Raw genomic sequence first — 26,628 nt, 5'->3', positions numbered from 1 at the left:
ATATACATAAAGTATTATCAATAGAATAACATAGACCACATCCAGTTTTCCGTGGTAATTAAAACCATGATATGATGGGTTATGCAAGATTATTAATAATTGCCAAAACCAGCACTAATGGAGGTTTAATTATGCATTTCGAAAGAAAAGGCGAATGGATGCAGCTGGCTATACCTGCTAAATGGAATAATATGTCTCTTGAGGACTTATTCCGCACGGTAATGCTTGCATCTAAAAAACAAGTGCATCTTTTCAAGATGCAAAAAAAAGTAATGCTGAACAATAAAATAATCACAAATTGGCTCACACCATTAACTACTGGTGATACGTTATCCATTAAGATGTTTGATTCGCAGCCTGCTAATATAGAACCTACCTATATGGAGCTAAACATTGTGTATGAAGATGACTTCTTATTAATCATAAATAAACCTGCAGAGATAGATACCCATCCTAATTCCTTAGAAGATGTTTCCTCCCTTACAAACGGGGCAGCATTTCATTTGTTAATGAATGGAGAGGAACGACAGCTTAAACATATTCATCGACTAGATCGGAATACAACAGGCTGTATATTATTTGCCAAGCATGAACTAATTGGAAATATGTTAGATTATGCTTTGCGGGAACGGAAAATAAAAAGAACCTATTTAGCTCTTGTTCACGGATATGTTAAAGGAAAAAAAGGCAAGATTGACAAGCCAATTGGTAAAGACCGTCATCATGCTACAAGAAGAAGGATCTCAGAAAATGGACAAGCCGCTGTCACCAACTACAGAAAGCTTGCTTATTTTCCTGAAAAAGATTTATCATTAGTTTCCTGCAGTCTGGATACTGGCAGAACGCATCAAATCCGCGTCCACTTAAGTTCCATCGGCCATCCTCTTGCAGGAGATATTCTGTACGGCGGAACACCTGTGTATAGCAGGCAGGCTTTGCATGCAGCAAGGCTTGAGCTGACACATCCGATTACAGGGGAAAGCTTAACAGTATATGCTCCTTTCCTTGATGATCCGCCAGTATTTCCTGAAAATGCACTTACGCTGCTCGGAGAATAAAAAACGGGATAAAGGCACTCTGCCTTTATCCCGTTTTTTAGTTATATTTACGCTGTTTTGCGCATCTTTCTCAAAATAAAGCTTAAAACAAACACTAGAATTACTGCTCCAATGATACTTGGAATGATAGCGAAGTCAGCAAGTGTTGGACCCCAATCTCCTAGAATTAATGACCCTAACCATGCACCGACAAATCCGGCGATAATGTTACCGATAATTCCTCCTGGAATATCCTTCCCGACAATCAGCCCTGCAAGCCAACCGATAATACCACCTATAATTAAAGACCAAATAAAGCCCATCTTAAACACTCCTTTTAGTTCCATTTTGTTAAGTAAAAATTGCGATAGCAAGGTAACATTAGCTGCAGCTTGTTTGTAATTCTTTTATGCTATCTGCTTGTACTCTATATTTACCACATGTTTTTATTTTTAAACCTAGCAGTATAACAAGAAGGTGCAAGCCGTCAAAACAGCTTGCACCTTCTTATATACTTTAGATTAAAAAATCATTTTATCTGGATCTTGGCCAATTCGTTCATTCATATTTAGGCTGTCAATTAAATTCATTTCTTCCATGCTTAAGCGAAAATCAAAAATATTTCCGTTTTCTGCAAGGCGCTTTATCGAGGATGTTTTTGGTATGACTATGATGTCATTTTGAACATGCCATCTTAATATAATTTGCGCTGGTGTCCTGCCATGTTTTTTGGCAATATAATTGATTGTCGGTTCGTTCAGCAGCCTGCCGTTCGCCAGTGGTGACCAAGCTTCCACTTTAATATTTAGCTTCTTGCAGTATTCTCTTAATTTCTCCTGAGTAAGGCGGGGATGCAATTCTATTTGATTTACAGCCGGCTTTTCATTACAGGTGGAGAAAAGCTTGCTTAGATGATGTTCTTGAAAATTACTGACGCCAATCGCCTTAACAACCCCTTCTCCATACAAACGCTCAAAGGCTTTCCAAGTCTCGATATATTTATCCTTGCCAGGCCAATGTATTAAATATAAATCTACATAGTCCATATCCAGTCTTCGCAAACTAGCTTCAAAAGCTCTTAACGCAGCATCATAACCATGCTCATCATTCCAGAGCTTCGTTGTTACAAAAACGTCCTTCCTAAAGACAGCGCTTTCTTTTATTCCTTCACCAACCTCTAGTTCATTATTATAGAAGGAAGCAGTGTCAATTGACCGAAACCCAAGATCAAGTGCTGCCTTGACCGTTTCCACTGTCGGCCTGCCACCTCCAAGATTATAAGTGCCAAGACCGATAAGAGGCATTTCTATCCCATTATGCAGTTTCAAATTATGATGGATATTCATAGACACCTCCAAAAGAATGAAGACATAAAAATGGTTGCAGCAATTATGATTGCTGCATTAAGTTAGTTACTACCTATATGTATTATTTTCGCAACATATATAGAACTGTTTTTTCCCACCATTTCCAAGGCAGATGCTCTTTTAGGAAGATAGTCATTCCCACACCTTTTCCAAGACGATACCTCAGCTTCGGCTTTTTCGTTTCTGCTATCACAACGATTTTACGGGCAACCTCCAGTGGATCTCCATACTTATGTTCTCCCTGTTTTAAATAAGCCTCAACACTTTCCAGCTGACTGGCGTACGGGGAGCTTGCAAGCTGCGATTTTTCTGTAATTTTTTTCCCCTCAGTCCAAATATTTGTTTTATAAGAACCAGGCTCTACTAATGTGACATATATCGAAAAAGGAAGGAGTTCTAGTCTAAGCGACTCACTCCAGCCTTCCAGGGCAAACTTTGAGGATACATACGGACTTAAGCCAGGGAAACCAATTTTGCCGCTTATGCTGCTCATCATGATTATTTTACCGTATCTGTTGCTTCTCATCATTGGAAGAAAAGCTTGCGTTACAGCAATAGCACCAAAAAAGTTTGTTTCCATTTGTTCCTTGTACTCTTGCAGCGAAATTTCCTCTGCGAAGCCTGCCCCCGCAAAACCAGCATTATTAACAAGAATATCAAGCTTCCCCTGTGCTTCGACCTTTTCCTTCAATGCTGTAATGGATTCTGTGCACGTAACGTCAAGTATTTCCAAGGCAATTCGTTCATGCACCTCCAATTTCTTCGCTACTTCTATTAGCTTGGCCCCTTTTTGCCTATTACGAACTGCTGCAATGACTTCATAACCCTCTTTAGCAAACTCTAATGCGGTGATGAATCCGAAACCGCTGCTCGCTCCTGTTACTAGAACTGTCTTTGCCATTATATCCCCCTTATAAGCCGTTATCATATTCTTCCTTCAAAATAGACATTAAATAAATGGACTCATACCGCCCCCTAATTTTGACGGCTTCCCGCTGCAGCCCCTCTACGTGAAATCCTGCTGATTTATATAAATCCTTGGCCCTTTTGTTATGTTCCACCACATCAAGCCACAGTCTGTTCGCATTTTGCTGAGTAAATGCCCAACTTTTAATTAACAGCAGCATTTGTCTTCCATAACCTCTCCCTTTATGAGAAAAAGCGGTTCTTTTCAATTCTATGCTGTTGTTTTCGTTTAGTAAGCCATTGACTAATAAATAACCGACAGGCACCTCTAAATCTTTACTAATAACAGTTAAATGAAGAAGGTTTTGATCCTGCACGATTGCATCTATATGCTCATCGACTGTCCATTGCTGGATAAACGGAGAGTTTTCCGAATCACTTTCTGTTCTCAAAATATACGGTAAATCCTCTTCAGTTGTTTTCCTAATAAATATCATATCATTTTCCAACATATCACTCACTCCAATGGCAAATATTAAATCATATATTCTATTCCATATCAGAGGTATTGTGACAAGCTTAATGTTTAACAATAACAGTAAAACAAAGAAAAGATTTGTAAATACAGTATAAAGAATGTAAATAACATAAGGTTCCAATTTATATTTTTTGTAAACCAATTATTAAGTTTTTGTAAATTTTTCGTCTAAATACTTTAAGATTCGACAATTTTCCTATAAACTATGTAAGGCTTGACTATTTTGGGGTCTAAATTAAATCGGGGGTAACAATTATGGTTTTCAAAAAACAAGATAAATTCGCTGTACTTTTAAATAATATTGCAACGAACTTAAAGGAAGGCGCTGACTATTTCGCAGATTACAAAATCACTAACGTAAGCGACTTAAAAACGTTTTCCGAAACCATGAAAGAAATTGAAACAAAAGGTGATACATACATCCATGATGTAATTACTGAGTTAAATAAAGCTTTCATCACTCCTATTGAAAGGGAAGATATTCTTGCACTTTCTATGAGCATGGATGATGTTCTTGACGGACTTGAGCATTGTGCTGCTTTGTTTGAGATGTACAATATCACAACAGCTGACGAATTCATGATTCGTTTTGTTGAAGCAATTAAAAGCTGTGGAGTAGAAATTCAAAAATCAGTTGAACTTCTATCAACGAAAAAACTTCCAAAAATCAGAGAATATGCAATTCGTATTAAAGATACAGAATCAAAATGTGACGGCATCCTTCGCCAATCAATTAAGCATTTGTTCTCAGTAGAAAAAGATCCAATTCGCATCATTCAATACAAAGAAATCTACGAAAACTTAGAAGACATTGCTGACTACTGCCAAAATGTTGCCAACACACTTGAAAGCATCATTATGAAGAATGCGTAAGGAGTCCTAACAAAAATGGATATGATTTTATTTATAACAATTTTGATTGTCTTTTTTGCATTGGCTTTTGATTTTATCAATGGCTTCCATGATACAGCAAACGCAATTGCGACTTCTGTATCGACAAAAGCGTTAAAGCCAAAGCATGCCATCATCATGGCGGCAATAATGAACTTCGTTGGTGCGATGACATTCACTGGTGTAGCAAAGACTATCACGAAGGATATTGTAGATCCTTTCCAATTAGAAAATGGTTCGACTGTAATATTGGCAGCTTTAATCGCTGCGATTTTCTGGAATCTATTGACATGGTACTTCGGAATACCAAGCAGTTCCTCCCATGCAATTATCGGTTCCATCGCTGGTGCAGCGATTGCCGCATCTGGCTTTGAAGCCCTTAACTATAATGGATTTATGAAAATTATTCAAGCCCTGATTCTTTCGCCAATTATCGCTTTTGTAATGGGTTATATCGTCTATACATTATTCAAGATCTTCTTTAAGGATCTTAACTTAACAAAAACGAACCGCAGATTTAGGATTTTCCAAATCTTCACTGCGGCATTGCAATCATATACACATGGTACGAACGATGCCCAAAAAGCAATGGGTATCATCACAATGGCTCTTATTGCTAACGGCTATTTAACAACAAGCGATATCCCACATTGGGTTCAATTCGCCTGTGCGGCAGCAATGGGTCTAGGAACATCTGTCGGCGGATGGAGAATCATCAAAACTGTCGGCGGAAACATTATGAAAATCCGTCCTGTAAACGGGGTTGCAGCAGACATTACTGGTGCGATGATCATCTTTGGAGCGACATACATCCACCTGCCAGTCAGCACAACACATGTTATCTCCTCTTCTATTCTTGGGGTAGGTGCATCACACCGTCTTAAAGGGGTAAAATGGGGTACAGCTCAAAGAATGCTGATCACTTGGGTAATCACTCTTCCGATTTCCGCAACTGTTGCAGCATTATGTTATTATGTTTTGAATCTGTTCCTATAAAAAAGAGGTCCGATATGGACCTCTTTTTCTATACAGTTGAACGAACGACAAGCTTGGCCTTCAGTTCAATTGGCATTTCCTGTTTCTTGTCTTGCAGCTGCTGAAAAAGCTGAAAGGAACGCCTGCCCATTTCGACAATAGGCAAATCCATTGTCGTAAGCTCGAGGGCTTCAGATATTGGATGGTTATCATAGCTTAATAATGCCAAATCCTCTGGAATGTTCATCTGCTGCTTTCTTGCTTCTGTCATGATGCCTGCTGCTACTTGGTCGCTCGATACAAGCAAAGCATCCGGTCTATCCTTTAATTCCAACAGTTTTTTAACGACTCTTTTTCCATCTTCAATTGACAGGCAGCTGTCAAATACCCATTCCTTCTCTGCAGCCAAACCTAACTTCTGCAAGCCTTCATAAAAGGCTTTTTCCCTCAGCCTGCTGTTGGCGCTTGTCGCCCTGTTGACACAGTAGCCTATGTGCTTGTATCCATTGCTATGCAAAAAGTCTAAACCTTGCCTGAATGCACTGTAATGGTCAATATAGACTGCAGCGATATTTTCCTCTGTTACCTTTTCACAGACTATTATCGGATGGTCACTTGCATATTTGCGGAGAATGTCCATATTAGCAGTGTGGGAGCCGATAATCATCCCGTCCACTTGTTTGCTTTTTAGTTTTTCGAGCGCTTCCTTTTCTTTGTTCACATCATAGTTCGTCTGAAATAAATTGATGCTATAGTTATTTTTCAGCGCCTCTTCCCCGATACCGTCAAGCAGGCTTCCATAGTATGGAACAGTAATATATGGCACCATTACACCTATCATGCTTGTTTTTCCTCGCGACAGGTGAACAGCATTCAAGTTTTGGCTGTAATTTAATTTATCAATTGTCTCTAAAACTGCTTTTCTTTTTTCTTCTTTAACATAAGGATGATTATTTAATACTCTTGATACGGTTGTAACAGACACTCCTGATAATTCTGCGATTTTTTTTATATTTCCCATTCGTTCTCTTACTCCCATACAATTTGATCTAAACGGTCACCTATAAAATACCAAGGCTAGCTGAAATTTTCAATGGGGATTTTAATGTGTTTCAGAAGTTCCCCTTCTATTTCAGACAACTCGTCCATATATTTTATTAATAGTATGAACGCAGTTAGGGTGATTTTCAAATGACAGAAAAAATCAGCGCCATATTAATCGGCAGCCTTCTTATCGGGATTGGTGTTAACGGCTTTTTAGTCCCTCATCATCTTCTTGATGGGGGTCTTATTGGCATTGGCCTCATCTTACATTATCATTATGATATCCCGACAGGCTTATCTATGATACTTATCAGCATCCCGATTTATATCATTATTTGGTTTTATAATAAGCAATATATCGCCTACGGTTTATTGGGTTTTCTCATCTCCTCTGGAATGATTGACGTTTGTTCCTTTATGCGCGACACATTTTCCACCAATATTTTAGTCAGTTCTGTGATTGGCGGCAGTATCATTGGAGTGGGTATTGGCATTATGCTTCGCTTCGATACAAGTACAGGCGGAACAGACATGCTTGCCCAAATGCTGTCTAGTATTTTTAAATTCCCTGTCGGCATTATCATCTTTATTATTGATGGTCTTGTTTTATTAGGTGGATTAAGAATCGTCGGTCTTCCTATTTTAGCCGCTTCGTTTTTAACAATTATCTCTGTGGCCCTATTTACTAGTTTGCTAACTAAGAAAGTGAAAACTGTTTAAGCATGGAAAGAAACCTGCACACATATGTGCAGGCTTCTTTTAAAACTTTATTGTTCTTCCGGGATAAGCACTTGCCCAATCTTGCCCATTTTGAGCAATGTTTGCATAATAGCCCGGGAAAGCTGACTTGGCGGATAAGGTTTCACCAAGTAATCAATTGCGCCTAATGCAATGCCCTTTTCCTTCTCATCCAAGGCAGTAGAAACGACAATTGGAATGTTTTTCAGATACTCAGAATCTTTCATTGCTTTCATGATATCCCATCCGTCCATCCTGCTGTCTTCCAGCATTATGTCTAGAACGAGCGCATCTGGCTGTACTTCCTCCATTTTCTTAATTCCATCCATTCCATTTTTGGAATAATAAACTTGGAAGCCGCTTTCCTGCAATTCCTGAATAATCAGCTCAGCCAAGCTGTAATCATCTTCTACGACCATAACTTTATAACGGACCTTTTCATCTGCGACTGCGTCCTTCTCCGAAGTTTCCATATTCCATTCCACAATCGGAAAGCTCATTGTGAAGGTGCTGCCTTTTCCATATTCTGAGTCTATTGTGATATCTCCTTGATGTGCTAGCATGATTTCCTTTACAATCGCAAGACCTAATCCAGTTCCGCCAATTTTGCGGCGGTCCGAATTATCAATACGGTAGAACTTTGTAAACAGCTTATCACGGGCTGACTCTGGTATTCCTAACCCTTGGTCTTTCACAGCTACTTTCAGCATGCCATCTTCCTGATAGAGGCTGATATCAATAGTTCCGCCTTCAGGAGAATATTTAATGGCATTGCTCACAATATTAGTGAAAGCCTGCTCGATTTTAAACCGGTCTCCTAGTATGAACGAATTCTTTTCCGTATTATGAATTGTTATATGGTGTTTAGTTGCATTGACCGCTTGGTTTTCCACAACTCTTTCCATGATTGGCAGCACTTCAATATATTTTTTCTCATATGTCTGCTTGCCTGCTTCCATGCGCTGTACATCAAGGAAGTCATTAATCAAGGCTGTTAATCTTTTCGCTTCTCCGTATATCGTGTTCAAATACTTCTTCTGACGCTCTGGTTTCAAATCACGATTAATAATGAGCTCTGTAAAACCTAAAATGCTCGCAAGAGGTGTGCGCAGCTCATGACTGACCGTACTTACAAATTCAGACTTCATCTTGTCTACTTCATATTCCATTGTAATATCTCTGTATACGAGAACAGTCCCGAATTTCTCATCGCCTCTGTATAAATGTTCACTATAAACCTTAACTATCTTATCTTCCTTCAATTTATAGGTGAATGACTCTGCAGAAGAATCTCTCATAGACTTACTAATATAAGCAATCAGATCGTCTGTTTCCTCTAATTTTTCCTTCAGCTGCCCTGTCCATTCCTGCCACTTTTGGCCGACAAATATATCAAGCATTCCCTTGCCTGTCATGATCTCATAGAACTTGCTGTTAGCATGGATAATATCGCCATTTGGACTTATTAATTGAATTCCTTCTTGAACATTATTTAAAATATCTGTGTTTAGCAATCTGTCTTTCTCTGTTTGTTCGAATAAGTGAATCTTATCCAATGATATCCCAATCTGTTTAGCTAATGTGCTGAATTCATCCATTTCCAGCTCTGTAAAGCCGCAAGCAAACCTGCTTAGCATCATGATTGCTGTAATACTGCCGGCAGCAGACAAGATTGGGATATAAAGATCATGCACCCTGCCTTTTTCAAGATGATAGCCTTTTTCTGACACATCTAAATCTCTGATGATTGTAAAGCTAAGCTTTTCCTTTTCCAGACGATGATACATCCCTGTATGAAGATGGTTCTTAAATTGCTCTGCTCCTTCATTTGATATGCCAAATGCAGCAAAATCTCCACTGTCTGCTTCTACGATAATACCCCTGTCTGCCTTAATAACATCACACATATTTATGATGATGCTCTCCAGCACCTTCTGCTTATCAAGAGAGCTCGACAGGCCGTTAATAAGCTTGTTTCTGCGCAATAAAGCATCTTCATTGGATTGTACAGTCTCAAGCATTTTTTCTAATTCAAACTGCTGTGCCTGCAGTTCATCTTGCTGTGCAACGAGCTCTTCGTTCTGTGCAAGCAAATCTTGCTCTTTCTCTTGTATGCTCACATACATCCGCTCAAAGGCAACAGATAATGTAGCCAGCTCATCTTGCCTTTTCTTATCATGCTTAATTTCTGCTTCATTTCCCTTTGCCACTTCATTGGCTGCAACTGCAAAATCAGTCAATGGTTTCCCAATCCTCTTGACCATCACTCTGCCGATAAGCAATACTGCGATAAGAACTAGAATGATATAAATTAGAAAACCGACTTGCAGGATGGCGATATGAGTAGTCAGCTTGCTTACCTCACCGCTCAGCGAGTTCGAAACAGACTGTAGGTAATCAGCCATTTCTCCTTGAAAAGAATTAACCCTTTCAGTCGCACCATTATTGGCAATAGCAGCAACTTCCTCTCTATCTCCGCTTTCAAAGTAAGCTATTGCTTCTGGCATTGTTTCATCAAAATAAAACCGATAAAACGACGCCAGCTCTGTTGAAAAGAGTGTGTCTTCTTCTGTTTCAAGCCTTTGGTCAAACTGCTCTATCAGCTTTTCGATCTCAGCCTGCTGACTTTCTGCCGATTCTTTTAAGGCTGTGTTATTGTAAGCGAAATATCCTCTCACATTAAACATTGCATCATTGAGCCTTGTTTCTAGCTGTCTGACTAACGCTTGTTTTTCAACAAGCTCTTCTCGGTTACTTACATACTCATTGTTCACAGAGTTTTGCCAATAAACCAGCACAAGCCCTCCAATAATAAACAGTAGAATGAAAAAGCATATTAAGGCCATAAATTGCCTTGATATGCTTTTTCTTATATAGGAATTAATCTTCATCAAGAATATCCCCTACTTTGTCTAATAGTGCGAGCGGACTGAAAGGCTTTGCCATAAAGTAATCTGCTCCAGCTTCTAATATATGGTTTTGTTCATTTGTCTGGTTTTTTGCTGACAGCATCATTATTTTCAGATGCTTCTTCTCTTCGTCCGCTCTAACCTTTTGGATTACTTCCAGCCCTGTCATAATCGGCATCATATAATCAAGTATTAACAGATCATAGTCATTTTTTGCGATAAGCTGGAGAGCCTCTTCTCCATCTGGTGCTTCATCGACCACGTAATCTTCATCTTCCAGTGTATCTACTATCAGCATTCTCAATACATCTTCATCTTCAGCTAATAATATTCTTTTCATATTTCTCTCTCCCTAATTCCCTATTTTGGAGAAGGCCTCTTGCAGTATATAATAGGATTGTTTTAATCGTTCATGATAGGCTGGTTCTTCCCAGCTTTCCCATTCAAACAGTTTAGTGTCTTCTTGATGAATAGTGTTGTCACTGCCTCTTTCAGGCAATGTTTGCACAATCTTTTTATCTTTTTCCATTACAACCGCAAAATAAATGCCGTCAATGGTTTCGCTGCCTTCCATGCCCTTTTTCCATAAGTCTGCCAATACTTCCTTCTGACTTGGGTCTTTCACATTTAATAAAGCCCACGGCAGGCGAAGCTCGATTGTTTTCTTATCTTTACTTACACTAATATCGGCCAGACTATTGAAATCTTTACTTTCCGGATTGCCGTTTCCGTATAATAATTTTCCTGTTTCATAGGAGTTAAACGGAATTTTTTCCCCTTGTATTTCCAGCTCTTTATTAAGCGCAAGTCTGATTGGATGATACACACCGTTGTTCTTTTTACTTGCATAGCTTTCTTTTTTTATCATATTCAGCAAGTGCCCATAGTGGAAATAATAAGAATCATAGTAGCTGTCAATCAGGATATGCGAATCATTCTGTTCCCCAATCTTAACAGCAAAATCGACACCAAAATCTGTGTTCACTTTTTCCTTGCCATCAAGAACTGTGCTCATTTGCCCTTGATCTGCAAGTGTATCTAATAGAAGATATGTGTGATCAACGTTTAAGTCAACCGGCTCCTTATAAGTGAATTTAAAGCTGATTTGCTGTTCATCAGACGTGACACTCACATCTTGAATATCATTTTCTTCCTTATTATCAGCATTAGCAGTAGTATACAGTGGCGACACATTCAGCTTTTCCCAATCCTCTGTGCTGCCATCAATATAGATGGTTGGCTCATATTTACCAGGATCAAAGCTTAACAGACCGAAATGCTGCTCATTTGTCTGGATATTGGACCAAAACGGTCTTCTGTTCGGATTATCATAATCCATCGTGTTCCATGTTCGCTTAAACCATTCATCCTGCCATGTAAACACAAGTCCGCCTGCATACTTCTCATCAAGAATCATCTGATACAGACTCGCATCCATATTTCCTTGTTCTTCTTCTGAAATAAAGCCTTGATTCATGCCATTAACGTTCTCATGAGTTTTGCCCCTAGATGCTGGCACTCCGAACTCTGCAACTAACACTGGCATATTATGAACCTTTCGCAATTGATTTAAATAGGCTGCATAATTGCTTTGCTCGCCTTGTTTATTCTTATATGTCAAATAGCCTTTTTCATAGTTCAAGAAATCTGGATAATACGGATAAACATGATAAGCCGCAAATAGGCCAGCATGAAAATCATCTGTTTTAGTTATATGGTTGGGATCAACAACCGCCTTATCTTCATCCTCACTCGGCTCTGCAGGATGGTCAAGCAAGTCTGTTGTCACCCAGTTCGTAAAGCTCATCGTATGCTGCCACTTATATTGCTTAGCTTCATAATCTGCTGCATAGTCCATTAACTTTGCAACCCAAATCTCAAACGGAGATGCAGCTTTTGTCTCGAAATAAGTGCCTTTGTATTGTCCTAAGCCACTGTGTTCTTCATCGGTATGATTAACAACATCAGGGTCCCACTCTGTTCCAAGCATAAATCCTAGCACATATTTGGAAACATCATACTCATACTTTCCTGAAGCATGCCCAGCCCTTTTTGGCAAATCAGCATTTCCATGAATAATGTCAATCATGTTTTTAATTTCTAACTGCGCATCTGCTACTACTTCTTCTGAATAAGCATCCTGCTTTTCTGTAAGAACATCTTCATTCACCCAAGAACCGTGGATAAGATACAGAGGCTCTTTTGCACTTTGATTATATTCATACAAGGCTTGATAAAAACCTGGTGGATGAAGCGTGTACACCCTGATTGTATTAGCATGCATCGCACCGATTTCTTTGAACCAGCGGTAATATTCATCCTTTGTAATGGATGTTTCACCTGGAAAGGAGCCTGGTTTTGAAATCCCCATATTTACCCCTTTAATAATGAGATTTTCCCATTTCCCATCCTTTTGAACTTGAATATATTCAGCATTTGTCCGACTGTTCGTTACCATTCCGTCAGCCTTTACTGTCTCTATAGTACTGCCTTCTGTATTATTATTGTGAAGTCCATCCTTCAGCAGGTTTTTCATAAGCGGCACATAAGTATTCCAGTAAAAGGAATTTCTGTATGTGACATATTTCTTCCATAAATCAAAGCCGACTGTTTGATATAAACTTGGAACTTCTGCTTCATCAGCATAATCTCCTGCAAAATAATAGGAAGTGTATTGTGTATTGGCATTTTGCACGATTGCCGGGAAAGTGCTTGGAATTCCGTAACCTTCCAGCTTTTCTTTACCAGACTCTGAAACTGGAAGCTTATATTGGGCCAGCACCTCTTTTTGATCTTTTGCTGCGATAATATCAAACCAGTAATCATAAGTGGATGTCAGTTCTTCCTTTAAGACAGATTGACCTTTTTCGGTAGTGGAAAATGCGACACCACTGTCTGTTAAGTCCTTGTTATTTAAGACGACAATATAATCATCCTTATTAATCAGTACAAGTCCAGAGCCTGTAAAGCTCCATTCTTTGCCGTTCTGGTTTTTATAGTTATCCTTTACCCAAACAGGTACCTCATCACCATCTAAATCGTCGAAATGCCTGCCCATCCAGCCGCTCCACGATACATTAAGCAGATTGGTGATTTTCTCCCTTGCCTCATCACTTGTAGGACTTGCAAACGTATTAAATTCAGCAATAAGTGTTTTATTGTCTGATTGGAAAAGAGCATTCTCTATTTTTTCTACATCCTCTATTTCCAATCCGCCATATAATTTATCCGATCTCTCCCCAAGATTATTGCTTCCATAAAATTCTTCTTCATAGACTCCATACTGATCTGTCAAATACAAAACATCATAATCACTTAAATCATCAGGGAGTTCGCTGATTTTATAGCTGTTGTCTCCGCTCGGTTTAAAGCCTTTATAATCACTTTGACTGAAGTATTTGTCTTTGTTAGCCTTCACATATTTCTGATTGTTTAATATATAAACAAGGCCGTTATGCTCCCTGTATGTCTTATCAGGAACAGTCTTATCCATAATCAGCACATTCAGTTCCTTTGTCCCTTTAAACTGCCAGAGCCAAAAAGGACTTAATAGTACCGCAAGCCCAATCATGACAAACAGAAAAAAAAGCAATGTATTCCTTCTTTTCATTTAGATACTCCTTTACGACTCATGTCCCCCCAAGATTTTTCACCTTTAATGAGCTGCCAAATCCCTTCACAGCGCCAAAATACTGTCATCGGCCTGTACCATAAAGATTCTGTCAGGGAAAAGAAAAACAGCTTCAATAAATGGGACACTTTTGGATACTTGCGAAGACTCCATTCCTCGAGCAAGACTGCTGCCATTGAAAAAATCGATCCATAAATACAAGAAAGCAAAAATATAAGAATCGCAAATTCCAAATAAATCCCGCCAAAGAAAATCGCGATTACCGTATATAGATATCCTAATATTTCTACGATTGGACCTAAAAACTCTATCAGCCAAAAATAAGGGAAGGAAATCATTCCGATGCTTCCATACTTCGGATTAAATGTCAGCTTGCGATGATTCCAAAGGCTTTCAAACAATCCCCTATGCCATCTTCTTCTCTGTCTCCTCAGGAACTTTATATCCTCTGGAACCTCTGTCCAGCAGACAGGATCAGGCACATAGACAATTCTTTTATTGACCTTAGACTCCTTTATAATTCGGTGAATACGGACAACAAGCTCCATATCCTCCCCTACTGTATTTGTTTGGTAACCTCCAGCCTTAATCACCCATTGCTTCGAAAATACACCAAAGGCACCTGATATGATTAACAGCAGGTTATGCCTGCTAAGCCCAATGCGGCCCATTAAAAATGCTCTTAAATATTCAATGATCTGCATAATAACAAGGGGATGGTTCGATAAACCGATCTCCAATATATTTCCGTCCTTGATCTTACAGCCATTTGCAATTCGGATGCTTCCTCCTGAAGCAACTACCTCCTCATTGCTGTCCATAATCGGCTTCATAACTTTCAGGAAAGCATCACTTTCTAAAACCGAATCTCCGTCCAATGAGCATATATAAGGATAGTTCGAAAAGTTCAAGCCGACATTTAAAGCATCAGCCTTTCCGCCATTATCTTTATCGATAAGAAATAGTCTCGGCAAGAGCTTTGACTGGTAGATAGCCTTAATTGGCTTCGTCTCCACCTGTTTGCGGACTACCTTTTGAACCTCTTCCATATCATAATACTCAATCATTTTTTGCAAAGTTTGATCCTTAGAGCCATCATTTACAACAATGATTTCATACTGCGGATAATCAATGCTCAATAAGGAGCGGACACTCGGAATGATTCCTGCTTCTTCATTATATGCAGGCACAATTATCGAAACAGGCTTTGTATACAGACCGTCAGCAATATCCTCAAAAGACTGCTTTCTATTAAGCTGATATTCTCGTCTAAGCTGCATCATTGATACGATAAGAATAGCTGTGTAAAACGTGATGATAATAATCATATATATAGAAATAAAACCGCCAAAAAACAATACCGCATTTTTCCACCATTCTAAAACCAACTTAATTAGCTCCTTTTAAAATTCCTTTATTGACCCACTCCCAGGCCATATCCCGAGCAAAGGCATCTTTTGAATGCTGAAGCACCTCTTCAAGCACTTTTGTACCATCTTTATATTTCATAATTGATTCTGCCGCCTGAGATCTTACAAACCATGACTGATCATGCAGCAGTTCCTTTAATAGCTTCAAGGCTGTTTCTTGTTTGGCAAAGCCAAGCAGTCTTGCCGCCATCATTCTTTCCTGCCACACACTTGATTGGCATAAAGGAAGATAGTTATCAATATTAGGAACAATCCCTATGTTCGAAATTGCTTTTAAGCTTCTCAGCCTCAGCTCTCCCTCATAGGTTTGAAAAACATTTTCTAAAAAAGTAATATGCTCCAAATCTTTTTTAACACCCATCACATCGAGAATTGCCAGTTTTAGCTCTTCCACACATTCATCAAACCGGGCAATCATCTCTTCAAAAATTGGTGCTTCCAGTCTTGTTAATATGCTTCGATAATCCTTTTCTGCTAAGTATTCCTGCTTATTAATCAGCATAAAAATATCGGTATATTGAAAAGAAGCAAGGATGCGGTAAATCTGGATTTTTTCCTCTTTCGACCGCTTCTTTTCCTGTTCAGCCAACTTAATTAATTCCTCTTTCAGCTCCACCAGCTGAAAGCTCTCAATATGATACAGTGTGTTCATACGAGTGCTCCATTTCCTTGCATTTACATTTTTTCGGTAATAACCTGTCAGATTAGCTGCTGCAAGAATTCTTAAGCTTTGTCTTTCCTGATCTCCCTCGAGTATGTCTGAATACTTTGTAAGGAGCTCCTCAAGTGCTTCCTTCTCTATGTTTGAATCAGCAGAGAAGGACAGCTCATAGCTTCTGTCCTGTAAGAACAGGAAGACATCCTGGGCTATTTTTTCCTTTAAATCATTTATTTGCTGCCGCCTGTTGTTTTCAAGAAGCTTCCTTGCTATTAAGTAAGCAAGGAGGATTAGCAAAATACTGATGGAACCAACTGCAACAACAACTAATAACATAATTTCCTTTGCCACTTTAAACCATCCTTTTAATGAGGCGGACAATCCTTGCCTGAAGTTCTGTCAGACTGAAAGGCTTTGTTACATAATCATCCGCTCCCAGCTTCAATGCTTCCGCAATATCATTTTCACTCTTTCTGCCTGTCAGCATAAGCACATTAACATTGTTACGGTACTGAGATTTTTTCACGATTTGCAGTATCTCCAGACCATCCATGACTGGCATGATGCCGTCAAGAACTAGGAAATGAATGCCGTTTTGTGCGAGCCTGTCAGAATCAAGGAATTGCATCCCATCTTCATAGGCTTTTACATCAAGGGTAATATTATCAAGCTCCAAAGAACTGAAAATATTAATTAAGATGGAGCGAATCAGTGTATCATCATCAACAATGGATACATTCAAAAGCTTTGTTGCTTTTGAAATAATGCGTTTATTAGCTGTTTCAACCCTCGCCCTGCCATTCTCCTTAGCCAAATATAAAGCTTCATCTGCTGTTTTTATTGCTGCCTGCAAACCAATCTCTGTATTTTCAATTCGATACACTCCTGCTGAAAATGTGAGACTAAAGGTTTTCTCTCCGTCTGTAAATTCAACATGTGAGAACTTATCAAGCATGCGCTCCAATACGTCTTTTATTTCCGTCTCTGTCGCTCTCTGGAACAGAATAACAAATTCCTCCCCGCCATAACGGAACAGTGTATCTGTACTTCTAATACTCTTTTTCAGAAATTGAGCGAACTCCATCAGCACCTTGTCACCGACAATATGCCCGTATGTATCATTAACTCGTTTAAAATAATCGATATCAATCACAGCGATTGTTCCATTTGCATTCAGCCTTCCCATATCACTGATAAAACGATTGTACGAATCTTTAAGAAATTTGCGGTTATAAACTTGGGTTAATTCGTCTATCAAAACCGATTGATCAAATATCTTTTTCCTTTCGAGATGGCGTTCCACACGAATTAAAAATTCTTCCACATCAATCGGTTTTTCCATGAAATCATCTGCGCCATTTCTATATGCTTCAATTCTTGAGTCTCTGTCTGTTTTAATGCTGCACATAATTTTCGGAATAAATGCCCGGTTTGTATGATTTTGGATAACACTGAGCACATCGTAACCAGATTGATCCTGAAGGTTGATATCAATGATGATGCAATCAGGATGCATATTATAATACTGCTCAATTGCCTTATCCGCTGTCGTGTTTGCAATAACCATCCAGCCCTTGCTTTCGAGCTTATCCTTCAGGAAAATAAGCAAAGAAATATCATCATCAATAATTTGAATAAGCGGTGCGTCCCCTTCACGTAAAGCAGGAGGCTTGCCAATTTCTTCATGGAAATGCTCATATTCATAACTGATTTCCATCAGCCCGCTCAAGAAATCCCTTAGTTCCTGAATGGACCATGAGTCTTTTCTATTCTCTACCTTTGCCAACAGCTCTGAAGCAATACCGTAAAGCATATCAAGCTCCAACGTGCCAGACGTCCCTTTGATTGAGTGCAAAAACCTGTATACATCTCTGTTTTCAATCAATGTTATCTCGTTATTATCAAACCAGCTTGTAAGCTGATCCTTCATTTTCTTAAGTAATATTCCTTTGTATTTATCAAAAATCATTTGCCACACCTCTTTAAAAATATTCCCTTACGCATTCTCCTGTTATCTCTATATTTTTATCTGGTTAGCTTTCCCCTCAAAAGCAAAAAAAAACCAGCCCAACTCATGAATAAAGGCCGGTTGCACTAATCGCTCCAAACAGCTTAAGTGCCCAAATAAAAGCTGTTTTTCTTCGCGGTCCAAAAGGTCTATTATGTTCATAAATAAGCTAGTAATATTGGTATTGTTGATAATGATTAATGTTTATTATACAGAATGAGATTCTAACTTTAAAGGCTGAAATATGGAAAATATTAAGGAATAATGACCTATTTTTTATACAAAAAAATGCCAAGAAGTTAGTAAAGACTCAACACCTTGGCATTTCTAATTAAATGTTCGTCCAGAAGAACAACATATTACCTATTCCGAACGACCTGACATTTATTTTTTCTGCAATTCTTTATTTTTTTCGGTGCATCTGTCCATTGCAGCCATAACTGCTCCCCTGAACTGCATTTGCTCTAGCGTAGCTATCGCTTCAATGGTTGTTCCCCCAGGTGTGCATACCTCATCTTTCAAGATGCCAGGATGCTTGCCTGTTTCCAGCACCATTTTTGCAGCCCCTAATAAAGCCTGGGCCGCGAGCTTGTAGGATGTATCTCGCGGAATTCCGCTTCTGACACCGCCGTCTGCCAATGCTTCAATAAAAAGGAAGGCATATGCTGGCGATGAACCGCTAATAGCTGGAATAGCATCCATCAAGCGCTCCTCCATTACCTCTACCTTGCCGAAGGAAGAGAACAAGTCAACAATATACTGTACTTCTTCTTCCGTGACATTGCCATTCGGGCAAACAACACTCATTCCTTCTCCTACAAGAGATGGTGTGTTTGGCATTGTTCTAATAATCTTGCTTTCACTTGATAATTGCTCTTCCATATAAGCAAGATCAACACCAGCTGCAATCGTCACGATGATAGCATTCTCCTGTATAGATTCCTTGATTTCCTGTAATACCTCTGTATATAAATATGGCTTCACCGCAAGAACGACAATATCTCCATACGATGCTGCAATCTTATTATCAATTGTTGTTTTGATCTCATATTGTTTAGATATCATTTCCGACGTAGCAGCCGTTTTTGCACTTGCAATTAAATCCTCATGTCTTGTAAATCCTGACTTTAGCATACCGCCAAAAATAGCCTGCGCCATTTTGCCGCTGCCAATGAAACTAATCTTCTTATTATTCATGTTTACGAACCGTCCTCCTCTATTTATACTCTATACTTTTACACAGTAAAGAGAGAAAATCAATCCCATTCGGAAAATTGTGATAAGAAGAGGAAAGGTGGCTATTTAATGATGATATTATGCAAGTAAATGGTTCAAAAATGCACAGATTCATGCAATAATAAAATAAACGAGCTCGATAAATAAAAAAAACATATTTCCACCAAAGAAAGTCTACTAACCTGTCATAAGCTTTAGTCATCACTTGCTAGACGGCTTACATGATTGTTCTCTGGAAGAAATATGTCATCTGGTTTTCTATGAAATATTTTAGCTATTCTTATCGCATTCTCATACGATAAACCTCTTTTGCCATTCTCTATTTGCCAATAGTAGGACTTCGTGATGCCTAGTTTGCTGGCCATTTGCTGATAAGTATAGCCATGCTCCTTTCTAACATACCGCAATTTAAGTCTAGTCAACCCTCTCACCTCTTTCTTAGTCGAAACCGTTATCTTTATCTCTATTATACGTAAACCTAAGGTTAACTTCAATCTTTTACTATCTTTTTAGTTAACTTATTTTTGAACATTTACTGTTAGCAATAAGTTAACTTATAATAGAACCATCATATGGAAATGGAGGGGAGAATAATTTGAGTTTTTCTGAAAGATTAAGAGCTTTAAGAAAATCGGCTAATATATCACAGCAAACTTTAGGGGATGCAATGAACGTGACAAAAGTGTCCATTTCTGGATACGAGACCGGCAATCGCAAACCAGACACAGAGACACTCCAAAAACTCGCTGATTTTTTTGATGTCAGCACAGATTACCTTCTAGGAAGATCTGCCGTTATGGAAACAGCTTCGCGATACGGCAGCGATAACCGCTTGGCAGTAGCTGTAGAAGATTATAATATAATTACCGCCATTCAAAGACACCCTGCCCTCCATAAAGCACTTCAGGAAGAACCAGCAAAAGTGGCCGGCCAACTATACCGCTTTTGGTCGTTTATGCAGGAAGAAAAAAAACAATAGCCCTCAGAAGAAGTTGGAGTTCCCTCTTTATCCCTCAAAATATTTATCCTTTTCTCTCTAACAAAAAAGAAGAAGAGGTGCAGTCGCTCGACTGCACCTCTTTCATTTTATTCATTACCAAGCTTTTGGATATTTTCATAAATATTTTGTATATCCTGCAGCGAGTTTAGCAACTCGCTATTCTGAAGGAAGTCTGCCTGGAAGGTACCATCTTCAATTGCTTTTGTATATTCTTCAATTTGAGTTTGGATTTTTTCATTTTGCTCACTAATTTGTCCATGCAAATCTTCCATCACTTGCGGCACTTCCACTTGATTGAACTCACTGATTTGTTTTTCAAAATCAGTTAATGTGCTTTCCAGCTGTTCAACTGTTTCCGGATTTGTAACTGCTTCCTGTGCCTTAGCCGGAAGGTCTTCTGCGAACGCCGCTGCTTCATTAGCATACTCTGTTGCTTCATTAACATAATTAATAGTATTTTTCGTCTCTTCCACTGGTGAGCATCCTGCTGCTACCAACAGCATGATCGGGAGAGCCAGCAATAATTTTTTCATAAAAATCACTCCTTATTTTTTTCCTTTTCTTTTTTCCCATTCTTTCTTTAACAAAGGTAAGCCTTTTTTCTTAAGAATTTTCACCCCTTCTTTTTGGAGATAATTTTTCATAAGTTTTTTTAGCGTCGACATGCAGACCCGCCTCCTTCCCTAACCATCGTTTTGTTTGGAGCAGTTAAAAAGGCACAGCAAAAAGACCTCACCAAATAAATGGCAAAGGTCTCACAAACAACATATGTTGCCAATAAAGCCGAGGTCTGCTGACCTGTATTGACGACTTTATTGTACAGTTACTCCCCTTTTGACAAAAGGTTACTTTCATTCAATTATTAGCTTAATTATATAATATTTCTGCGTTACCAGTCAAATAAGGAAAGGTTTTAGGATGAGCTCAATGCGATAGCAAGGCTTGTTTTTGCTTCTTCATATAATAATAGTTCCTTCTTATCTAAAGCATATGCGAGCAGTAACACAAGTGTATACACAGCCTTAAATCTGGCAAGCTCCAATGTGACACTGTCTGTTTTGCCATAGACAGCATAAAAAGCCTCCCTTTCTTCTGCTGGTATAAGACTGTAAACAATCGCTAAGTCAACTGCCCTGTGGCCAATATGGACATCGCCCCAATCGATAATGGCTGTCAGCTCCTTACCTTCGTTTACAAGCATATTACCTAAATGTAGATCACCATGCACTAGCACATGCTCACATGGGACTTCAATATGCTCTATTCCTTGGCAATAGTCTCTCGCCTTTTCAAAAACTTGACTGTTATCAAGCAGACACAAAGCCTCGAGTTTTTCCATCATTCCAGCTTTCCGTTTCCCTATGTCCAGACGGCCCAGTTTATCATATGGAACTGGCACTCCCTTTAAATCCTTGATAGAAATAGAATGTAGTGCCTTTAAAAACGCTGCTAGTGGCCCGATGAGCTTAGTTCGGTTTTCCTGTGTTAATTTATGCGGCATTTTGCCCTCAAGATAGCTGTAACCTAAGAAGGACCATCTGTAGTCTTGCGACTTTTGTCCGAAAAAAACCGGCACTGGTATTTTTATCGGCAAAAATTGCTGTATTTTTGGCAGCAGGACAGCCTCTGTTTCCATTAGCTCTCCCGCGATTTCCCTGCGTGGAAATCGAAAGACATATATGTCATTCACTGCATATATCGTATTGTCGAAGCCTTCACCTATTTCCTTAATGCTTTGGATAGATAACTCAGGAAACTGTTTATTAATTAAAGCAATTGCCAGCTCTTTTTCAACCACAACCTCAGGAGCCCAAATATTCCCCATTTTTTCACCTCAAAAGATATCGCCTTAGAAATTCTTGTACTATTAGTTTATTGTATAATCCACTAAATATCTAATCTTTGTTACCATACATCAATTCCGTACTATAGGAATAAAGTTCAATAATATTCCCAAATGGATCTTCACAATAAACTAAATAATACGGCTTGCCTGCCCAAGTATTCCACATACTGCTCCTGATCTTTCCGCCGCTCTTTTGTATTTCAGCAGCCTTTTCCTTTACATTATCAGCAATAATACAAAGGTGAAAAAAGCCAGCTTCCTGAATATCTCTTTCCCTTTTTATTGTTTTCGGCACCTGGAACTCAAACAGTTCTATCCCAACTTGGTTTTCTCCTATTAAATGAGCATTGCGCATTTTTTTTATATGGTTTCCGAGCAAGTCATTTGTCATATTATAAGCATCCTCTTTCTCCTGCTGAAAGGAATACGGACCGGCAATCAGCTTAAAATTTAGAACCTTTTCATACCAATCAATCGCTTTATCTAAATCTGTTACAGCTAGGCCGATATGGGTAATTACAGCCATTATTATCTCCCCTTTTTTACAAGTATTTATTTCTATTTATTCCCATACGATTATTGTTAAAACAAAAAAGAGCTGGAATCTTACTCTTCTCAGCTCTTAACATCTATTTTTTTATGATGATATCCTTCGGTTCAACTGTCTTAGTTTTAATAATGAACATAGAGATTAATTGGACAATTGCAATGCAGCCGAGAATAATGCGCATATACATATGCGGAGCGAAATAAGCACTTATCCCAATACAGATATAGCAGGTGACCAGTATTTTTATTTTTTGTTTCTTCGTCAACTCACCTTTTTTAAACCCTTTTACATATTCCTCATAAAATCTTGTTGAGCGGAAATAGGCGTTAAGCCGTTCTGAGCTTCGTGTATAGAAAAAGGAAGTCAACAGCAGAAATGGAGTTGTCGGAAGTAAAGGGAGAAAGATGCCGACAAGGCCAATCCCTAAAAAAACGGTACCTAATACAATATAAATCCATTTATATAATTGCTTCAATTTCTTCTCTTTAACTCCTTTCAAATAGCTTACAGAATTATGCAAGACAGCTTTCTACCTCTATACCCTTATTATAGTGCAGGCATAGCCTTGTCTTAACTGTTCTTTTTTAATGTATACGAAAATTTCACATTTATGTGGATAAATAAGGAAATTCAAAAGCGGTAGCTTTCCTTTTTCTTTTTATCACGCAAGTACTGAAAAAACTTTACCAGCAATACAGCTGTGACAAACTGTAAATAATCAAATACAAATACAAACCAAATATTCATCCACTTATACATCTGAAGATAATCAATTGCCTGAGCAAAGCCACCAAGCACAATGCCTGTCCCAATGCTTGCGAATAATCCGCCAATATACAAATTTTTCTTTCTGTTTATACAATATTGATATGTCAGCATAAATGTGACGGGAATAAAGGAAGTGTTGATAGACAAGTTAATATTCATCAATGGCATCAGCGGATAAGGGTGAGTCACGAGGCCCTTTACAACTGCAATAGAATCTAAATAGTTCATCATAGCATGTATCGCAAAACCAAAAAATAAAATTTGAAAAATCCATTGCCGATCAAGCCATATGAGCAATACAATAAGCGGTCCTACTAAAAAGACAATATTCAGCCAAAAATGCCAATCCTGAAAATCAGCGAACTTACTCCAGTACTCTGTATGAAATGCATCCGCCTTGTTTGTCATTTCCCTCATTTTATCAACCATCTGCTGTTGCTCAAGCTTCATCTATACCACCTGCAATTATACTTTTTGTCATTAACATCCCCAATCTCCACCTAAATACACCCTTAGAAGGAAGATAATTGCTATAATATAGATTTTCTGTCACAATTAAGGCACAGTTATTTCCATTTCCTTATTTAGAATGGAGGCAATAAGATGAAACAAATCCATGAGACACAAATGGATGAAACAAACTATATTAATACTGTTAATAACGATGAGATATTTGTTCCTTATGAATTAAAGGAAGCACAGAGAGCTACTGGTGATCGTTTTCCTGTGAAAGATTATGATGTAAGCACGTTTCCAAAGCCTGTTCGGTATGCTGGCTATTTGCTCGGCTCCTTTCTAGCAGCTATGCTTGTTTTTGTCCTTGTTTCTTTTTGGTTACAGTAAAGAAGTAATAGACCTTACTTCTCCATGTGAAGTGAGTTTCTAAAGAGAAATAAAGGATTTTACAATATGAATAATACTCCATTTAAAAAGGCCTCTGATGATTTTCGTCATCAGAGGCTTTAAAATTCAGCTTCAATTGGTAGATTCTTCATCTACCTTTTTTAATGTAACAGGAGTATCCTCTCTCTGATTATTCTCTACATCAATCTTGTTAGATATTCGCAATGCAGACGGTGAACCGATTGAATCAATACAGTGGGACCAAAAAACAAAGGCAGGAATAGAAGTTCCAATTAAACTCTCAAAGGGAGATAGGATTTATACACTATATGGTTGGCGAGGAACTGCCTGAAGGAACTTATGATTTCATTTTGGACGACAGCTCGGTCCCTCTTGATATTTTTAGGATAGATATAATCTTCGACATATTTCTACATTTATCCATATACAGCAATCAATTTAAACAATTAAAAAGACCCATGTCTGCTCCAATGCAGTCATGGGTCTTTCCATATTTTTAATTCACTAGTTCCAGTGATTTTTCTATTTTTTCTTTATCATGCTCAAGCTGTTTATTTACATCATGGGCATAATACATACCATTTTTCATCATATAATTGGCAATCTTCGCATGGTTATCAATTGCTTCATCTAGCTGCTTTTTTAATACTTCCCGTACTTCCGGCGAAGCAGTTTCTGTTAAGGCCACGGCATACGTTCTGACAGTTGATTTAGCTGAAACCAGCAGCTCTGTTGCAATCAATTCATCACGCATTTTTCCTGCAGTTTTTAATTTATCAACTATACCCATTCTAATCACCTTCCCTTTATTTTGATAAGATAGCTTGCAGCTCCTTAATTGCTTTCTCAGAACTGGACACATCATTGCTCAAAATCATTTTTAAGGTGTCATCCTCCACAAGGGATTGCAATGCATAAGATTTCACGAGACAGCTTTGTTTCAAAGTAAGCACTTCATGTAATTCTAGCGTTTCATGTACTGCTAATTTTTCTGAAGCCATGTTTACTCCTCCTCCCTCATCCTGTCTTATATATTTGATATAACCGGAAGGAGCTGAGCATAAACTATTTTCCCATAAATATATTTACTGTTTTATGCTCTTAACGATTCGTGAAGGAAAGTGGTCAAGTATTCGGTACTTGTGATTTTTTGATTGCAAACCATGCTGTCTGTGCAAACAAAATTACCAATAGCCTTGTAGTAATCTGGATTTTTAGATTTTTTGGCTTTAGTGATAGTAGAGAAGTAGGAAATCTCCCCAAAACAATTACAAAAGGAGCAAAGATTTTTTTTATTAGTTGGTATAAATCTTCCTTCTATACCGACCAGCTTTCCATCTAACTCATAAACAATAAATTTTTTATTCGATCGTAAATCATTCCAGCTTAAATATGTTAGTCGGCTATAGTCTATTTTAGATAAATCAGGCAGCTTTAACTTTTTCTGCTTTGGAAACATTTTTTTCAGCTCCTGCTCTTGCACAGTTGGAAATGCTAATAAGCAGGCTGAAAGCTGCTCAATATATCGGTCAAACTCTTTGTCTGTCTTTAATTTGGAAAGATTAAGCATGCTTTGTTGTTCTAATGAAGCACTCGGAAAAAGGCTGTGAATTTTGCTGTTGGCTACATCAACTACAGCAGCTAAAACCTTTGCTGGGACATTTTTTTTCATACTGTCATTAATTAAAGCAACCTGGTTTTTTATAAAGTTCAGCTGTTCATTATTAATAAACGGTTCCATTTATGTTCACTCCATTTCTTTTGTTTATTTTATAGAAAAAAGCAGAATTCTAAAATGGAAAGAATAACTTAGAAGCATTTGTTACATAAAAAAACACTGATGAAAATCATCAGTGCCGTTTATTTGAGTAAACAATTTTCTTAATCGTTTCAGTGGAAAGATAATATGCCTCGGCCAGTTGAGCAATACTGCTGCCATTCCTAAACGAGTTTTTTATTTCAGCATTGCGGCGGTCAAAATGTTGCCTTCCTCCGCTTGAACTTCCCCATTTTTGATACTCAGTTTCCTGTTTAGGTATATATAATGTTTCCCCCTGAACATATTTTTGGATCTCTAAGAGAAGCTTTTCAGGTAAAACTTTGTTCGCATTCGTATATTTCATTTGTGCTCCACCCCTTATTGATATTGAAAAAATAAGGTGCAAAGCCATAATATTAGAAAAGCGTGTTAAGCGATATAATTAAATGTTTCGCCCCATGCAAAGAATCGCC

General features: G+C 38.3%; 28 protein-coding genes and 1 riboswitch. Of the genes, 6 read left to right on the top strand and 22 right to left on the bottom strand.

The window, feature by feature from the left end; genetic code table 11:
- Positions 1-131 precede the first annotated feature (131 nt).
- Positions 132-1,058 carry an RluA family pseudouridine synthase gene (locus M3600_RS07125; protein ID WP_251645089.1) on the top strand — a complete coding sequence of 309 codons (927 nt, stop codon included), beginning with the start codon at positions 132-134 and terminating at the stop codon, positions 1,056-1,058.
- A gap of 47 nt (positions 1,059-1,105) precedes the next feature.
- Here M3600_RS07125 and M3600_RS07120 read toward each other — a convergent pair whose 3' ends face one another.
- From M3600_RS07120 to M3600_RS07105, 4 genes are all read right to left on the bottom strand, one after another.
- Positions 1,106-1,360, bottom strand: a complete 255-nt coding sequence (locus M3600_RS07120) for a GlsB/YeaQ/YmgE family stress response membrane protein (RefSeq protein WP_233317348.1) — start codon at positions 1,358-1,360, stop codon at positions 1,106-1,108.
- 198 nt (positions 1,361-1,558) lie between these two features.
- Positions 1,559-2,383: an aldo/keto reductase gene (locus M3600_RS07115; RefSeq protein ID WP_237940756.1), complete on the bottom strand. Its 825-nt coding sequence runs from the start codon at positions 2,381-2,383 to the stop codon at positions 1,559-1,561.
- 82 nt (positions 2,384-2,465) lie between these two features.
- A complete protein-coding gene (locus tag M3600_RS07110) occupies positions 2,466-3,308 on the bottom strand; it encodes an SDR family oxidoreductase (protein ID WP_396953794.1) in 843 nt (280 codons plus the stop codon).
- Positions 3,309-3,315: 7 nt separating this feature from the next.
- A complete protein-coding gene (locus M3600_RS07105) occupies positions 3,316-3,822 on the bottom strand; it encodes a GNAT family N-acetyltransferase (protein WP_251645087.1) in 507 nt (168 codons plus the stop codon).
- A 281-nt stretch (positions 3,823-4,103) separates the two neighbouring features.
- Here M3600_RS07105 and M3600_RS07100 point away from each other — a divergent pair, with 281 nt between their 5' ends.
- Together M3600_RS07100 and M3600_RS07095 are read left to right on the top strand one after the other, a co-directional pair.
- The gene (locus M3600_RS07100; RefSeq protein ID WP_233317352.1) at positions 4,104-4,721 is read left to right on the top strand and encodes a DUF47 domain-containing protein; all 618 of its coding nucleotides are present in this window, start codon (positions 4,104-4,106) and stop codon (positions 4,719-4,721) included.
- Positions 4,722-4,736: 15 nt separating this feature from the next.
- Positions 4,737-5,735, top strand: coding sequence for an inorganic phosphate transporter (locus tag M3600_RS07095; RefSeq protein WP_233317353.1), 999 nt, complete (start codon positions 4,737-4,739; stop codon positions 5,733-5,735).
- Between the two features lie 28 nt (positions 5,736-5,763).
- On the opposite strand, the gene M3600_RS07090 is transcribed toward M3600_RS07095, so the two are convergent.
- On the bottom strand, positions 5,764-6,735 hold the full coding sequence (locus M3600_RS07090) for a LacI family DNA-binding transcriptional regulator (RefSeq protein ID WP_233317354.1): 972 nt from the start codon (positions 6,733-6,735) through the stop codon (positions 5,764-5,766).
- A gap of 170 nt (positions 6,736-6,905) precedes the next feature.
- On the opposite strand from M3600_RS07090, the gene M3600_RS07085 reads away from it, so the two are divergent.
- Complete coding sequence (locus tag M3600_RS07085; protein WP_233317355.1) at positions 6,906-7,478, top strand: YitT family protein; 573 nt, start codon at positions 6,906-6,908, stop codon at positions 7,476-7,478.
- Between the two features lie 47 nt (positions 7,479-7,525).
- Here the strand turns inward: M3600_RS07085 and M3600_RS07080 are convergent, their stop codons facing one another.
- The 8 genes from M3600_RS07080 to M3600_RS07045 all read right to left on the bottom strand — a co-directional run bounded on the left by M3600_RS07080 (position 7,526) and on the right by M3600_RS07045 (position 19,790).
- Complete coding sequence (locus M3600_RS07080) at positions 7,526-10,387, bottom strand: ATP-binding protein (protein ID WP_285854743.1); 2,862 nt, start codon at positions 10,385-10,387, stop codon at positions 7,526-7,528.
- Positions 10,377-10,745, bottom strand: coding sequence for a response regulator transcription factor (locus tag M3600_RS07075; protein ID WP_233317356.1), 369 nt, complete (start codon positions 10,743-10,745; stop codon positions 10,377-10,379). Before M3600_RS07075 ends, M3600_RS07080 begins: the two co-directional genes overlap by 11 nt.
- Before the next feature lie 12 nt (positions 10,746-10,757).
- On the bottom strand, positions 10,758-14,015 hold the full coding sequence (locus M3600_RS07070) for a hypothetical protein (RefSeq protein ID WP_251645085.1): 3,258 nt from the start codon (positions 14,013-14,015) through the stop codon (positions 10,758-10,760).
- Positions 14,012-15,364, bottom strand: a complete 1,353-nt coding sequence (locus M3600_RS07065; RefSeq protein ID WP_233317396.1) for a glycosyltransferase family 2 protein — start codon at positions 15,362-15,364, stop codon at positions 14,012-14,014. Before M3600_RS07065 ends, M3600_RS07070 begins: the two co-directional genes overlap by 4 nt.
- Positions 15,365-15,425: 61 nt before the next feature.
- Positions 15,426-16,475, bottom strand: coding sequence for a HEAT repeat domain-containing protein (locus tag M3600_RS29170; protein WP_251645082.1), 1,050 nt, complete (start codon positions 16,473-16,475; stop codon positions 15,426-15,428).
- A gap of 1 nt (position 16,476) precedes the next feature.
- On the bottom strand, positions 16,477-18,093 hold the full coding sequence (locus tag M3600_RS07055) for a GGDEF domain-containing response regulator (protein WP_251645080.1): 1,617 nt from the start codon (positions 18,091-18,093) through the stop codon (positions 16,477-16,479).
- Positions 18,094-18,198: 105 nt separating this feature from the next.
- Positions 18,199-18,281, bottom strand: a riboswitch (cyclic di-GMP riboswitch).
- Positions 18,282-18,516: 235 nt separating this feature from the next.
- Positions 18,517-19,329 (bottom strand): pyrroline-5-carboxylate reductase, encoded by an 813-nt coding sequence (gene proC / locus M3600_RS07050; protein ID WP_233317360.1) that lies wholly within the window; start codon positions 19,327-19,329, stop codon positions 18,517-18,519.
- Positions 19,330-19,562: 233 nt separating this feature from the next.
- Positions 19,563-19,790, bottom strand: coding sequence for a helix-turn-helix transcriptional regulator (locus tag M3600_RS07045; protein WP_233317361.1), 228 nt, complete (start codon positions 19,788-19,790; stop codon positions 19,563-19,565).
- Between the two features lie 173 nt (positions 19,791-19,963).
- Here M3600_RS07045 and M3600_RS07040 point away from each other — a divergent pair, with 173 nt between their 5' ends.
- Positions 19,964-20,347: a helix-turn-helix domain-containing protein gene (locus M3600_RS07040; protein WP_233317362.1), complete on the top strand. Its 384-nt coding sequence runs from the start codon at positions 19,964-19,966 to the stop codon at positions 20,345-20,347.
- Positions 20,348-20,454: 107 nt separating this feature from the next.
- Here the strand turns inward: M3600_RS07040 and M3600_RS07035 are convergent, their stop codons facing one another.
- From M3600_RS07035 to M3600_RS07015, 5 genes are all read right to left on the bottom strand, one after another.
- Complete coding sequence (locus M3600_RS07035; protein ID WP_251645057.1) at positions 20,455-20,901, bottom strand: DUF6376 family protein; 447 nt, start codon at positions 20,899-20,901, stop codon at positions 20,455-20,457.
- Positions 20,902-21,281: 380 nt separating this feature from the next.
- On the bottom strand, positions 21,282-22,193 hold the full coding sequence (locus M3600_RS07030; RefSeq protein ID WP_251645055.1) for a phosphotransferase: 912 nt from the start codon (positions 22,191-22,193) through the stop codon (positions 21,282-21,284).
- 70 nt (positions 22,194-22,263) lie between these two features.
- Complete coding sequence (locus M3600_RS07025) at positions 22,264-22,740, bottom strand: VOC family protein (RefSeq protein WP_237940750.1); 477 nt, start codon at positions 22,738-22,740, stop codon at positions 22,264-22,266.
- Between the two features lie 103 nt (positions 22,741-22,843).
- Complete coding sequence (locus tag M3600_RS07020) at positions 22,844-23,239, bottom strand: YbaN family protein (RefSeq protein WP_233317366.1); 396 nt, start codon at positions 23,237-23,239, stop codon at positions 22,844-22,846.
- A gap of 155 nt (positions 23,240-23,394) precedes the next feature.
- Positions 23,395-23,982 carry a hypothetical protein gene (locus M3600_RS07015; protein ID WP_251645053.1) on the bottom strand — a complete coding sequence of 196 codons (588 nt, stop codon included), beginning with the start codon at positions 23,980-23,982 and terminating at the stop codon, positions 23,395-23,397.
- A 153-nt stretch (positions 23,983-24,135) separates the two neighbouring features.
- Between M3600_RS07015 and M3600_RS07010 the strand changes: the two genes are divergently transcribed.
- Positions 24,136-24,375: a hypothetical protein gene (locus M3600_RS07010; RefSeq protein WP_233317368.1), complete on the top strand. Its 240-nt coding sequence runs from the start codon at positions 24,136-24,138 to the stop codon at positions 24,373-24,375.
- 517 nt (positions 24,376-24,892) lie between these two features.
- Here M3600_RS07010 and M3600_RS07005 read toward each other — a convergent pair.
- The 4 genes from M3600_RS07005 to M3600_RS06990 all read right to left on the bottom strand — a co-directional run bounded on the left by M3600_RS07005 (position 24,893) and on the right by M3600_RS06990 (position 26,519).
- Complete coding sequence (locus M3600_RS07005; protein ID WP_233317369.1) at positions 24,893-25,186, bottom strand: spore coat protein; 294 nt, start codon at positions 25,184-25,186, stop codon at positions 24,893-24,895.
- 16 nt (positions 25,187-25,202) lie between these two features.
- Positions 25,203-25,397: a spore coat protein gene (locus tag M3600_RS07000; RefSeq protein WP_233317370.1), complete on the bottom strand. Its 195-nt coding sequence runs from the start codon at positions 25,395-25,397 to the stop codon at positions 25,203-25,205.
- A gap of 92 nt (positions 25,398-25,489) precedes the next feature.
- Positions 25,490-26,137 carry a FusB/FusC family EF-G-binding protein gene (locus M3600_RS06995; protein ID WP_251645051.1) on the bottom strand — a complete coding sequence of 216 codons (648 nt, stop codon included), beginning with the start codon at positions 26,135-26,137 and terminating at the stop codon, positions 25,490-25,492.
- Between the two features lie 109 nt (positions 26,138-26,246).
- A complete protein-coding gene (locus M3600_RS06990) occupies positions 26,247-26,519 on the bottom strand; it encodes a CD3324 family protein (RefSeq protein WP_233317372.1) in 273 nt (90 codons plus the stop codon).
- Positions 26,520-26,628 lie beyond the last annotated feature (109 nt).

The sequence above is a fragment of the Niallia sp. MER 6 genome, assembly GCF_023714395.1.
Lineage (GTDB): Bacteria > Bacillota > Bacilli > Bacillales > Cytobacillaceae > Niallia.
This window is presented reverse-complemented; position numbering and strand designations above follow the sequence as displayed.